Genomic DNA, 11,810 nt, shown 5'->3' with positions numbered 1-11,810 from the left:
CCGGACCGGCGGCCCCCACGTTCAGGTGAAGGACAGGACCAGGCGCGTGTGGGTCTTGTCGAGGACGTACCGGTCGGCCAGTTCACCGGAGGGCCTGATCGGCGAAGATTCGCCGAGTTGCCCGTCCGGTCGTGCCGGGTCGGGCCCCGGCCGCCGCCTGCTTCTGCGCCGCCGCACAAGAGAGTGCGCCGCAATCACACTGTCCGATGTGGACGCTGGGAAGGCGTCCACGCGCAGGCCGGCACCGCCCGGCCGGCCTGCCGCGTCCCAGGCCCGGATCTCCCCGGCCAGCGCGGTAGCCAGCTCCGCGCCGCGCGGCCCGTAACCGAGCGCGGTGAGCGTGTCCTGCCGGCCGAGCAGGGCCAGGCTGTCCGTGGCGGAGAACCCGGCCGTCAACCACCGTTCCCCGATACTCAGCGACAGCTCGGAAAGGTGCGACCGGCGCGCGGTGGCCGACTCGGACAGCGTGCACCAGCCCGATCCGCGGATCGCGAGCCACAGGCCGAGCCCACCGAACACCTCGCGCGAATCGACGGTCACCTCGCTGTCCCGGCGCACCGGCGGCTCGGTGAACGCGGCCAGGACGGCCTGCCGGTCGAGGCTTCCGCCGCGTGGCAACGTGATGGTCAGCCCGGTTTCGCAGTCCAGCACGTCGGTTCGCTCGGGACCGGCGAACGCGCCGCGCAGCCGCATGAACCCGCAGGGCAGGGCGGACCGGCCCGCCCAGTAGCCGTCCACGGCGTCGAACGCCACCGATCGCTGGGGCCCGCCGAGATCCAGCGGGGCCACGAGGCGGCCGCCCGGTGCGAGCTGGTCCAGCCAGGCGGGCGCGAGGTCCCACACGCCGACCGTGGCGATGATCCGGTCGTACGGGGCACGTTCGGGATGGCCGGCCACGCCGTCCGCGCAGACCACGTCGACGCCACGACATCCGGCACTTGCCAGGTTCTCCCGCGCGCCCGCGACGAGGTCCGCGTCGATGTCGACGCTCACCACCTCGCCGCCGGGCGAAACCAGCTCGTACATCAGCGCCGCGTTGTAGCCGGTGCCCGCGCCGATCTCCAGGACGCGGTGCCCGGGCGCCAGGCCGAGCTGGTCCAGCATCAGGGCCATCATCGCGGGCTGGGACGAGGAACTGATGGCCTGGCCATCGACGTCGCGCTTGGTCACGATCGCCTCGTCCTGATACGCCGTCTCCGCGGCGATCTCGGGCAGGAACAGATGCCGCGGCACGGTCTCGAACGCGCCGAGCACCCGCTCGTCGACCATGCCCACGCCGTCCCTCAACCGCCGGACGAGTTCCTTTCGCAGCGCCGCCGAACTGGTTGACACCCGATAATCGAAGCATGACAAGGTGAGAAGGGGAAAGAGATGGGACTGGCCAAGGTCTGGGTACGCACGTTCACCGACGGGCTCATTCGCGCTGACCGGATCATCGAGCTGTCCGCGCATCCGGCACCCGCGCTTTCCGGCAAGACCGCACACTGGCTGGTCGACGCGACGCTGGCCGTATCGATCGGCAGTGGCACCGGGGAGGGGCTGAACATCAGCGCGCTGCACCGGACCCTGATCCAAACCCGAGCCGAACCCGTCGGTGCGCTCGAAGCGTTCGCGCAGTTGCTGGCCCGCCTGCACGACAGCGACCCGGCGGGGGTGGTCACCGCGCGGGTCGGGGACTCCGCCGGCGCGGACACGGCCGGCCACGTGGAGTTCACCTTCACGAGGTTCGCCGACGCCGGGGACACGACCAGCGCGGGCGATCACGTCCTCGGGTGACGGGGCACCAGAACCCGGAACTCACGTGCTCCAACCGGGGACACACGTCTTGAACCGGGGGCACACGCGCCCGAACCCGGAACTCGCACGCCCCAACCGGGGACACACCGACCTGAACCCAGAACTCGCGTGCCCAAACCGGGGACACGCGTGCCCGAAGCGGGGACACGCCAGCCTGAAGCCGGAACTCGCGTGCCTGAACCCGGAACTCACGTGCCCCAACCCGGAACTCGCGTGCCTGAAGCGGGGACACGCCGGCCTGGAGTGTCGGCACGACCTGTGTCCCCGGCTCCGGCGCCTGAGTTCCGGGTTCAGGGGAGCGAGTTCTGGGCTCCGGCGCCTGAGTTCCGGGTTCAGGGGTGTGAGTTCTGGGCTCCGGCGCCTGAGTTCCGGGTTCTGGGGTCGGGGTGTCGGTTCCGGGGTGTGGGTTTTGGGGTCAGGGGTGTTCGGCGGCTTGGCGGAGCCAGCGGAGGTCGATCTTCCCGCTCGGACTCCGCCGGATCTGGGGTACGAAGACAACTTCCCGCGGCCGCTTGTACCCGGCCAGCACGGCGCCGACGTGGTCGATGACCGTCTGCGCGTGCAGTTCCGTACCGGGACGCCGGGCGACGACGGCGACGATGCGGTGGCCCCACCGCTTGTCCGGCACGCCGACGACGTTGACGTCCTCGACCGCCGGGTGCCGGGCGATGACCTGCTCGACCTCCTCGGCGAACACCTTCTCCCCGCCGGTGTTGATCACACGGCTGTCCCGGCCGAGCAGGATGACCGACCCGTCCTCGGCCAGGGTCGCCAGGTCGCCGGGGACCACGTACCGCGTGCCGCCGACCATCCGGAACGTCTGTGCGCTGTGCTCCGGATCGTCGAGATAGCGCGTCCCCTCCTGGGCAGGTGCGGCGAGCCGGCCGACCTCGCCCGAGCCGGGCACGACGTCGCGGCCCTCGTCGTTGATCACCCGGCACCCGGGCAGCAGTTCGAACCGGGAGGTGACCGACTTCCGGCCGCGCGTGGTGACCGATTTCGCGAACGGACCGCCCTCGGACGCGGCGACGCTGTCCTCCAACGCGGCGTCGCAGTGTTCGAGCAGCCGCGCCTTCACCTCCGCGCTCCAGGTCACGCCGACGCTGACCATGCGTTTGAGGCTGCTCAGGTCGTATGAACGACGGTCCAGCGCGTCGGCCAGCGGCACGGTGAACACGTCGCCCACCACGACCAGGACGGTCACGCGCAGCCGCTCGATCTCGGCCGCCAGCTCGTCCGGATCGTAGGAGTGTGAACGCAGGTAGGCGACCGTGCCACCGCCGAGCAGGCAGCCGAGGCTCAGGTACATCCCCGTCCCGTGCATCAACGGCGGCGCGACCAGCGTCACGGCCCCGGACATCTGTCGCGCGTTGTTGTCGACCACGGAGAACAGCCACCGGTGCGTCGACACGACCCCTTTCGGCCGTCCCGTCGTGCCGCCGGTGAACATCAGCCACGAGTCGGAGCCCGACCGCTTGATCCGCGGCATGGGCGGGTTCTCTTCGATCGCCCGCTCGTAGTCCAGCGCGGCACCGGGGCTGGATCCCAGACGCACCAACGTCTTCAGGGCCGGCAGGCGATCGGCCACGGCGGTGACCCGGTCCTCCAGCGAGACGTCGAACACCAGCGCCTCGGCCCCGGCGTCGGAGAGCAGGTCGAACAGTTCGCCTTCGCGGTACCGGTAGTTCACGTTCACCGGCATCGCGCGCACCTTCATGATCGCGAACAGGGTTTCCAGGTATTCCGGCCCGTTGTACAGCGCGATGCCGACGCGCGAGCCTTCCCCGATGCCGCAGGAGGAGAACAGCGCCGCGAGCCGGGCGGCGCGGTCGTCGAGGTCGCGCCAGCTCCGCCGGATGGCCCCGTGAATGATCGCGGTGCGGTCTGGAGCCCGGTCGGCTTCCGCTTCGAACAAGGTCGCCAGGTTTTCGTCCATTCGAATCCCTTCCGGGACGCCAAGGGTGGTCCGTCCCCGGCCCCGAAGCAAGACCCACTCTCGCCAGCCGGAAGGGAGCCTTTGGCGGAACCCTCGGCTGCCTGGTCAAGATGAGTGCTCGAACCCGCCGGAGAAAGGCAGGAGACTTGGCGGCAGGGCTCGGCGGAGCGAGGTCGGATGGGCGGGTTCCGGACATGCGCTGAGCGTTGCTAATAGCTCTGAATAGGAGCTAGCTTGGTGGGATGGCCACCACGCAGCTGGCCGAGAACCTGATGACGCGAATCACGAGCCTGCGCCGGGCCGTTCGCAGCCACGTCCGGACGCGGTTGCCCGGCGAACCCCTGCGCGGCGCGCAGGCCGAGTTGCTCCGCACGGTCGAACAGCAGCCGGGCATCGGCGTGGCGGCGGCCGCCCGCTCGCTGCACCTGGCCGGCAACTCGGTGAGCACCCTGGTCAACCAGCTCGTCGAAGACGGGATGCTGCAGCGCAGGATCGATCCGGCCGACCGGCGAGCGGTCCGGCTGGAGCTGACCCGCGCGGCGGAGGAACGGCTGGCGACCTGGCGCCGGACGAGAACCGAATTCGTGGCGGGTGCACTGGAAACCCTGTCAGCGGACGACCTCGACGCGATCGAAGCGGCGCTTCCGGCGCTCGGCAAGCTATTGGAGGCCCTATGACACCCGCGGTGCGCTGCATCGGGATCCGGCATTCCTTCGGCGAACACCTCGCGGTCGACGACGTGGACCTGGACATCGCGGTCGGCACGGTGTTCGGCCTGCTCGGCCCGAACGGCGCCGGAAAGACCACCACCATCCGGATGATCACCACGCTGCTTCCGGTCAAAACCGGCACCGTCGAGGTGTTCGGGCTGAATGTCACCCGCCGGAAGATGGCCGTTCGCCGGTTGATCGGCTATGTCCCGCAACAGCTTTCGGCGGACTCGTCGCTCACCGGCCGGGAGAACGTGGCCCTGTTCGCCCGGCTGTTCGACGTGCCGCGAAAACGCCGCGCCGAGCAGGTGGACGCCGCGCTCGACGCGGTCGGCCTGCTCGGCGACGCCGGCCGCCCGGCGTCCGGCTACTCGGGCGGCATGATCCGGCGGCTCGAACTCGCGCAGGCCCTGGTCAGCTCGCCCCGGCTGCTGATTCTGGACGAGCCGACGATCGGCCTCGACCCGGTCGCACGGTCGAACGTGTGGGAGCGGATCCAGGCGGTCCGTGCGGAAACCGGCATGACGGTGCTGGTCACGACCCATTACATGGACGAAGCCGAGCAGTACTGCGAACGGATCGCGCTCATGCACCGCGGCCGGATCCGCGCGCGCGGGACCCCCACCGAGCTCCAGACCCGGCTGGGGCCGGGGTCCACATTGGACGACGTGTTCCGCGCGATGACCGGTGAGGAGTTGGAAGAGGCTTCAGGAGGTATGCGCAATGTCCGTGCAACTCGCCGAACAGCCCGCCGCCTGGGTTAGGTTTCCCGCCCGGGTGGGCGCGATGTGCCTGGTGGAGCTGCAGAAGATCCGCCGGGACCGCTCGGAGCTGATCGCCCGCGCGATCCAGCCCGCGTTGTGGCTGCTGATCTTCGGTCAGACGTTCACCCGCCTGCGCGTGATCCCCACCGGTTCGGTGCCCTACCTGGACTTCCTGGCGCCGGGCATCCTGGCGCAGTCGGCGTTGTTCATCTCGATCTTCTACGGGGTCCTGATCATTTGGGAGCGTGACGCCGGCGTGCTGGCGAAGCTGCTGGTGACGCCGACCCCGCGGACCGCGCTGATCGCGTCGAAGGCGTTCGCGGCCGGCATCCGTGCCCTGGTTCAGGCCGTGATGATCCTGATCCTCGCGGCGCTGCTGGGCGTGGCGTTGACCGCGAACCCGTTGAAGCTGCTGGGAATGGCCGTGGTGCTCGTGCTCGGCTCCGCGTTCTTCTGCTGCCTCTCGATCGTGATCGCGGGCCTGGTGATGTCGCGCGAGCGCCTGATGGGAATCGGGCAGGCGATCACCATGCCGCTGTTCTTCGGTTCCAACGCGCTCTACCCGGTGGACGTGATGCCGCCGTGGCTCCAGGTGTTCAGCCGGGTCAACCCGCTCAGTTACGAGGTCGACGCCCTGCGTGGGCTGCTGATCGGCGCGCCGGCGCACCTGCTGGCCGACTTCGGGGTGCTCGTCCTGTCGGCCGTGGTGGCGATCGGCGCCGCGTCGGCACTGCTCGGCCGCCTCGCCCGCTGATCGCACACGCCGATCGGGCAGACTGCTCTGTCGTGAGCAATCCTGTATCAAGTCGCGGCTGTCGAGGTGACCAGCACGCGCGCCCCCGTCAGGTCCCGCGTCTTGTAGGGGCTCCGCCCCCACACCCCCGACTGGGGGCAAGCCCCCAGACCCCCTTATCGCGGCGGCGGGGCGCCCGTGTCGAGGACGTGTCGCGCTCTCGGATGGAGCGCCCCGTCGACACGATCGCGGTCGCGCGCAAACTCGCGAAGGAACAAGCGTGAGTGGAACGGTTCTCGTGCTCGGCGGTCGCAGCGAAATCGGCCTCGCGGTCGCGCGGCGGCTGGTGGAAGCGCCCGACGGTGCCCGCAAGGTGGTGCTGGCCGCCCGGCCAGGCAGCGACCTCGAACCGCCGGAGCGAACCCTGCGCCAGGCGGGCGCCACCGATGTGGTCCGGGTGGAGTTCGACGCGGACGACGTCTCCCGGCACCGGAGTGTGCTGGACGAGATCTTCGCCCAGCACGGGCCGGTTTCCGTCGTCGTAGTCGCCTTCGGCGTGCTCGGCGACCAGCGGCGCGCCGAGACCGACACCGCACATGCACTGTCCATTGTGCACACCGACTACGTGGCGCACGTGAGCGTGCTGACCGAGCTGGCGAACCTGCTGCGGGAACAGGGAAACGGACAGCTCGTGGTGTTCTCGTCGGTGGCCGGGGTCCGGGTGCGGCGCGCGAACTACGTCTACGGCTCGGCGAAGGCCGGGCTCGACGGGTTCGCCAGCGGGCTGGCCGACGCCCTGCACGGCAGCGGCGTGCGTCTGGTGCTGGTGCGGCCGGGCTTCGTGATCGGCCGGATGACCGAGGGCATGCGCCCGGCCCCGTTCTCCAGTACTCCGGACCGGGTCGCCGCGGCCACGGTCGCGGCGCTGCGTCGTGGCCGCGGCGAGATCTGGGTTCCGGCGGTGCTGCGCCCGGTGTTCGCCGTTATGCGCGTGCTCCCTCGGGCTGTTTGGCGCCGCCTGCCGCGATGACTCGCGCTGGAGTGCGTTTCAAGTCCGTGTTTCCGCCGCAGGTGACCACGGGCGCGCGCCGAAGGGTCTCGAATTTGGGGAGGCAGGCCGCCGACCTGGGCAGGCAAGGATCATGCGGAAGTCACGGCCTGGCTACCCAAATCCGATCGCGCGCCCTTTGAAACACTGCTCAGCGCGCCGTCGGCGTCCGCCGGCAGCTTGCGCTGGGCCGCCCCGAGAACGAACAGCAGCGCCGCCATCAGCAGCGGGAACAAGGCGAACACGTAGAACGTGCCCCGCGCGGTGAAGCCGCCGTCGAGCAGGACACCGGCCAGCCACGGGCCGAGCATCGCGCCGAACTTGGCGATGGAGGTCGCCCAGGCGGCGCCGTTGGCCCGGATGGCCGGGCGGTAGAAGATGCCGGCGATGCTGTGCATGCCGCCGTGGCCGCCGATGATGAAGATGTTCGCCAGCATCAACACCGCGATGTAGGGCGCCTTGCCCAGCGACAGGAGCCCGATGGCCAGCAGGCACGGCACGCCGAGCAGTGGCATCAACGCGATGGTGCGGGCGCCGCGGTTGTCGACGAACCGGCCGAGCAGCAGCTGGCCGACCGCGCCGGCCACGGACGAACACGCCGCGATGATCGCCGCCGTGGCGGTGGTGAAGCCGAGCCGCTCGTTGAGGATCGGGCCCCAGAACGCCAGGTAGAACACCACCGCCGACGAACACATGTAGGCCACCCACAGGACGCTCGTGATGAGGGCCAGCTTGTCGCGGAAGAGTTGCTTGGGCGTGAAGCGCTTCTTGTCGACGATCCCGCCGGAGATGAACCGGGTGCCCGGCTCGAACCGCATGCCCGGCACCACCCGCCGCAGGATCTCCGCGATCCGGTCGTGCTTGAGGTCCTTCTGCGCCAGGAACTTCACCGACTCCGGCAGCACGAAGATCACCGGGAGGAGGACCAGCAGCGAGCAGATGCCGCCGACCAGGAAGACCGATGGCCAGCCGTAGTGCGGGATCAGCAGGTTCGAGACCGGCCCGCCGGCCGCGCTGCCGAGGCTGTAGCCGACCATGATGATCACCACCGAGGTGGACCGGAACCGCGCGGGTGCGAACTCGGTGTTGAGCGCCCAGGTCAGTGGCAGCACGCCGCCGAGGAAGGCCCCGGACAGGAACCGCAACGCGATGAGTTCGGGGTAGTTCCGGGAGAACACGAACAGGATCATGAAGATGCCGAACCCGGCGATCGAGGCCATGATCGCGGGCCGGCGCCCGATCCGGTCGCCGGCGTAGCCCATGCCCAGCCCGCCCAGGAGCGTGCCGACCAGCCCGATCGTGCCGAGCGTGCCCAACTGGGTGTCGGTCAGCTGGAAATCCTTTTCGATGTACCGGCCGGCGAAGGACAGGATCTGGAAGTCGAACCCGTCCAGAAAGGTGATGGCCCACGAGACGGTGAACAAGCTGATCCAGAACCGGCCGGCCCGTTGTCGTTCGATGATGGGCTGGACGTCAACAGTGGTGGTCACTACCGGTCTCCTTTGACCTCGACAATGCCCGCGTCGGCGTCTACGCGAACCCAATCTCCCGTCCGGATGAGCTCGACCGGGTCCCGGTCGAAGCCGGTCATGCTGGGTACGCGCGTGACGACCGCGCCGAGCGCGGCCTTCGTCGTCAGGTGCGTGAACAACATGGCCAGCGGCGCGGTGCCCAGCAAGCGCGTGCTCTGGAAGAAGCCGGACCAGCCCGACGACCCCTTCGCTCCGGGGAAGACGAGGATCTTCCCGGTGAACGACACCCCGGACAATTCGTGGCGCCGCTCGATGATGATGCCCTTGACCGGGTCGATGCCTCCCCAGCCGGAAATGGTCTCGTGCGAGACCAGCGCCTCACCCTCGGCCACGCCCGGCACCACCTTCCTGCCGTGCAGTACCAGCCTTCCGTCCTTTCCGGACCCGCTCATCGCAGTTCTCCCGTCCAGCGGCCGGTGACCGCGGCGTCGACGCAGTCCTCGAGGGTGCCGAACCAGGCCTCGATGCCGAGGATCGCCGGCAGGTAGTGGGCCTGCTTGGCCGAGTCTGTGGCGAACACCCTGGTGCCTTCCGGCGCCGAGCGGGACATCGCCGGACACGAATCGGTCAGTACCCGGCCGCCGGCCCGCTCGATGGTCTCGGTGTAGCCGCTGCGGTCGGCGACGACCTTCAGCGCGCGCGGCAGCATGATCCACAGCTGGGTTCCGGAGTTCAGCCTGCGGCCCTCCAGCGCCCGGGCCGCGCGCCAGACCTGGTCGATCGAGGCATGTGGGCAACCGAGCAGCACGAAGTCCACCTCGGCGCGGTTGCCCTGGGAGTTGAGGTTCTCGTAGGTGGCCCGCCGCTCGCGATGTCCATAGTGGACGGCTTCGGGCAGCTTCGACGAGCGGAAGGCGGCCTCGACCGTCGGAGCCTCGGGTGTCACGCCCGGAATGTGGTAGAGCTCCACCCCGCCGGAGGACGCGGCCGCCGCGCCGAAATGCTTGAGGTCCACCAGTTCCGGCTGCCCGAGCGCGCCCACGACGACCGGGCGTTCCTCCTGCACCAGGTCCCCGGCGAAGTAGCCGAGCAATCCCCAGTCCAGGAAGTCCTCGACCGCGACATCGACGTCGATCAGGTGGGTGCCGTGGCGGTTGGCGTCGAGGTGGTTGCCCCAGCAGGGAATCTTGCCGGTCAGGCCGGCCGCGCCGGTGGACGCGCCGCCCTCGCAGTTGGTGCGGGCGCCGAGCATCGAGTTCGCGTACACCACCGCGGAGGACTCCATCCACGCCACGTGCTCACCGCGCACCGGCAGGTTCCCCACCTGGTACGGCGTGCAGGTGGCGAGGATGTTCACCCCCTTGCGGCTGTAGAAGGACTCCGCGTCCGCCTGCAATTCCACGTACTGCTTGGGATACGGCGCGATCCCGACCGAGTCGTCGCTGAAGCCGTGCTGGAGCTGGCAGGTCGGCACCCGCATCGGCGGGACATCGAAGTCGGCGTCCGAGTCCAGGTTGATCACCGCGAACGCCTTGTCCCAGCCGTGTTCGGCGACCAGCTTCGACTTCGCCGGCGACGGCTGGGTCATGGTGCCGGCGACGTTCCGCACGTCGCACAGGTGCTCGCAGTCCAGTGCCTCGCCGTAGCGCACGAGCAGATCCATCGCGGCGGCGACGGCGGGTCCTTCAGCGCCGTCGAGCATCCCCTTCTCGTCGTCGGTCAGCTTCATACCTGCAGCTCCCTCACCGGATCGGGACGTGCCATGACGATGTCGTTGGTTTCCGGGCTGCGGGACATGGCCAGTGTCATCAGAACACCACCGAGAACAATAAGCACAAGCGGCGCGAAACGGTAGGGCATTATGTTGCCGAGGCCGAGCAGCCAGAAACTGTAGAGGCCGGGCAGGAGCAGGCCGCAGGTATAGCCCACGCTGTACCCGGTCGACCGGATATGCAGCGGAAACCGCTCGTTGAGGTAGGTGATCAGCACGCCGAGCGGGCCCGAGACGAGCGTGTTCGCGATGATTCCGAAAATCGCGACCAAGACGAATGTCGCGTTCCGCTCGGCAAAAACCACCATCAACCCGAAGGCAATTGTCGTCGCCACGGTGACCGTCAGCGATATGCCGAACAACAACTTCTTGCGCCCGATCCGCTGCCCCAGCGCCGAAAAGGCCAGAATGACGAAGAAGGTGATCGAGCTGTTGATCACGTTCAGCACCGTCACGCTCTCGGCGTCCTGGTGAAGCTCCCCGGTCAGCAAGGACGGCATCAGGGAAACCGGCATCTGGGCGGCGAACCAGTAGCCCGAAGTCAGCAGGAAGACCTGACCGATGGTCTTGCGGTGCTCACCGGTCAGGAGTTCGCGAAGCGGCATCTTCGCCTGCGCGCGCCGCTGGGCCCAGTAGTGCTGGTTGCCTTCCGACACCTTCAGGTAGTGAACGAAGTACACGATGCCGAGCACCACGCCCAGGAAGAACGGCAGCCGCCAGCCCCATGACAGGAAGCTCGCCTTGGGCAGCTTCTGCAGCGCGAAGACCTGGATCAGGCTGATGATCACGAATGCGGCCGGCGCGGCGGCGGCGATCAGGCCGCCGACCAGGCCACGGCGCTCCCGCGGCGAATGTTCCAGCGCCAGCGGGATCGGCGCCGCGTAACCACCGCCGAGGAAGATGCCGGCCACCAGCCGCAGCAGCGCGAACCCGATGACAACGGTGAAACCCCAGGTCGCGTAGCCAGGCAGCAGGCCGAGTAGCAACGTGCAGACGGTGAACCCACCGGCGGCGATCAGCGTGACGCGCTTGCGGCCGAGACGGTCGGCCAGGTTGCCGAAGATCAGCCCGCCGATCGGGCGGCCGAGCAGGCTCGCGCAGAACAGCAGGGTGCTGACGGTGACCGAAGTGGACGGTGACATCGACGGCGGCAGGAAGTAGCTCATCGCCGCCGGCAGGACCAGCGCGGGAAGGTAGACGTCGAACGTGTCGACGAACATCCCGAATATTCCGCCGGTAATCGAACGGTTCATGGCTCACACCCAGTGTTATCCGGAACGTGTTCGGGTAGACAGGCCGTGACTTCTCCTCGTCGGCTGCCGGTTGACCACGGGGGCGGCCTGCCTCCCCGCCCACGTGAGGGGGTCTGGGGGCTTGCCCCCAGTCGGGGGCGTGGGGGCGGAGCCCCCACAAGACACAGCGGTCTGGCGGCTTGCCCCCAGTCGGGGGTGTGGGGGCGGAGCCCCCGCAAGACAGCGTTGTGGTGGGTCACCAAACGTGCTCATCTCACGTTTCGAATCGCCCTCACTCCCTCCTTTGTGGTCACCTGCTTCCGTCGTTGCTCACCCCGGTCTCCCGT

11 protein-coding genes are annotated in these 11,810 nt (G+C 69.0%); 5 read left to right on the top strand and 6 right to left on the bottom strand.

Annotated features, from left to right (window positions below; genetic code table 11):
• Positions 1-21 precede the first annotated feature (21 nt).
• On the bottom strand, positions 22-1,332 hold the full coding sequence (fxlM, locus tag A3CU_RS48330; RefSeq protein ID WP_169739733.1) for a methyltransferase, FxLD system: 1,311 nt from the start codon (positions 1,330-1,332) through the stop codon (positions 22-24).
• Between the two features lie 39 nt (positions 1,333-1,371).
• On the opposite strand from fxlM, the gene A3CU_RS0135265 reads away from it, so the two are divergent.
• On the top strand, positions 1,372-1,776 hold the full coding sequence (locus A3CU_RS0135265) for a hypothetical protein (RefSeq protein WP_027946190.1): 405 nt from the start codon (positions 1,372-1,374) through the stop codon (positions 1,774-1,776).
• Between the two features lie 436 nt (positions 1,777-2,212).
• On the opposite strand, the gene A3CU_RS0135260 is transcribed toward A3CU_RS0135265, so the two are convergent.
• Positions 2,213-3,733 (bottom strand): AMP-binding protein, encoded by a 1,521-nt coding sequence (locus tag A3CU_RS0135260; protein WP_027946189.1) that lies wholly within the window; start codon positions 3,731-3,733, stop codon positions 2,213-2,215.
• Between the two features lie 242 nt (positions 3,734-3,975).
• On the opposite strand from A3CU_RS0135260, the gene A3CU_RS0135255 reads away from it, so the two are divergent.
• The 4 genes from A3CU_RS0135255 to dprE2 all read left to right on the top strand — a co-directional run bounded on the left by A3CU_RS0135255 (position 3,976) and on the right by dprE2 (position 6,970).
• Positions 3,976-4,410: a MarR family winged helix-turn-helix transcriptional regulator gene (locus A3CU_RS0135255; protein WP_027946188.1), complete on the top strand. Its 435-nt coding sequence runs from the start codon at positions 3,976-3,978 to the stop codon at positions 4,408-4,410.
• Positions 4,407-5,207 (top strand): ABC transporter ATP-binding protein, encoded by an 801-nt coding sequence (locus tag A3CU_RS0135250; RefSeq protein ID WP_027946187.1) that lies wholly within the window; start codon positions 4,407-4,409, stop codon positions 5,205-5,207. The genes A3CU_RS0135255 and A3CU_RS0135250 overlap by 4 nt, the downstream gene beginning before the upstream one ends.
• Positions 5,167-5,961 (top strand): ABC transporter permease, encoded by a 795-nt coding sequence (locus tag A3CU_RS0135245; protein ID WP_027946186.1) that lies wholly within the window; start codon positions 5,167-5,169, stop codon positions 5,959-5,961. The genes A3CU_RS0135250 and A3CU_RS0135245 overlap by 41 nt, the downstream gene beginning before the upstream one ends.
• Positions 5,962-6,220: 259 nt before the next feature.
• Entirely contained in the window at positions 6,221-6,970 is a 750-nt protein-coding gene (dprE2, locus tag A3CU_RS0135240) for a decaprenylphospho-beta-D-erythro-pentofuranosid-2-ulose 2-reductase (protein WP_027946185.1), read from the top strand.
• Between the two features lie 110 nt (positions 6,971-7,080).
• On the opposite strand, the gene A3CU_RS48325 is transcribed toward dprE2, so the two are convergent.
• The 4 genes from A3CU_RS48325 to A3CU_RS48320 are packed head-to-tail and all read right to left on the bottom strand — an operon-like array spanning position 7,081 to position 11,484.
• Positions 7,081-8,478, bottom strand: coding sequence for an MFS transporter (locus A3CU_RS48325; protein ID WP_052372718.1), 1,398 nt, complete (start codon positions 8,476-8,478; stop codon positions 7,081-7,083).
• On the bottom strand, positions 8,478-8,912 hold the full coding sequence (locus tag A3CU_RS0135230; RefSeq protein ID WP_027946184.1) for an aconitase X swivel domain-containing protein: 435 nt from the start codon (positions 8,910-8,912) through the stop codon (positions 8,478-8,480). Before A3CU_RS0135230 ends, A3CU_RS48325 begins: the two co-directional genes overlap by 1 nt.
• Positions 8,909-10,189: an aconitase X gene (locus A3CU_RS0135225; RefSeq protein WP_027946183.1), complete on the bottom strand. Its 1,281-nt coding sequence runs from the start codon at positions 10,187-10,189 to the stop codon at positions 8,909-8,911. The genes A3CU_RS0135230 and A3CU_RS0135225 overlap by 4 nt, the downstream gene beginning before the upstream one ends.
• Complete coding sequence (locus tag A3CU_RS48320) at positions 10,186-11,484, bottom strand: MFS transporter (RefSeq protein WP_156960727.1); 1,299 nt, start codon at positions 11,482-11,484, stop codon at positions 10,186-10,188. The genes A3CU_RS0135225 and A3CU_RS48320 overlap by 4 nt, the downstream gene beginning before the upstream one ends.
• Positions 11,485-11,810 lie beyond the last annotated feature (326 nt).

Origin of the sequence: Amycolatopsis taiwanensis DSM 45107, assembly GCF_000519205.1 — a bacterium.
Taxonomy (GTDB): Bacteria; Actinomycetota; Actinomycetes; order Mycobacteriales; family Pseudonocardiaceae; genus Amycolatopsis_E; species Amycolatopsis_E taiwanensis.
Note: the sequence above shows the minus strand (reverse complement) of the source record. Positions and strands in the feature narration are given on the sequence as shown.

Coding starts and splice junctions, on each gene's coding strand:
- A3CU_RS0135255 (WP_027946188.1), top strand. CDS start 3,976: ATGGCCACCACGCAGCTGGCCGAGAACCTGATGACGCGAATCACGAGC.
- A3CU_RS0135265 (WP_027946190.1), top strand. CDS start 1,372: ATGGGACTGGCCAAGGTCTGGGTACGCACGTTCACCGACGGGCTCATT.
- A3CU_RS48320 (WP_156960727.1), bottom strand. CDS start 11,484: ATGAACCGTTCGATTACCGGCGGAATATTCGGGATGTTCGTCGACACG.
- A3CU_RS0135250 (WP_027946187.1), top strand. CDS start 4,407: ATGACACCCGCGGTGCGCTGCATCGGGATCCGGCATTCCTTCGGCGAA.
- A3CU_RS0135230 (WP_027946184.1), bottom strand. CDS start 8,912: ATGAGCGGGTCCGGAAAGGACGGAAGGCTGGTACTGCACGGCAGGAAG.
- A3CU_RS0135225 (WP_027946183.1), bottom strand. CDS start 10,189: ATGAAGCTGACCGACGACGAGAAGGGGATGCTCGACGGCGCTGAAGGA.
- A3CU_RS0135245 (WP_027946186.1), top strand. CDS start 5,167: ATGTCCGTGCAACTCGCCGAACAGCCCGCCGCCTGGGTTAGGTTTCCC.
- A3CU_RS0135260 (WP_027946189.1), bottom strand. CDS start 3,733: ATGGACGAAAACCTGGCGACCTTGTTCGAAGCGGAAGCCGACCGGGCT.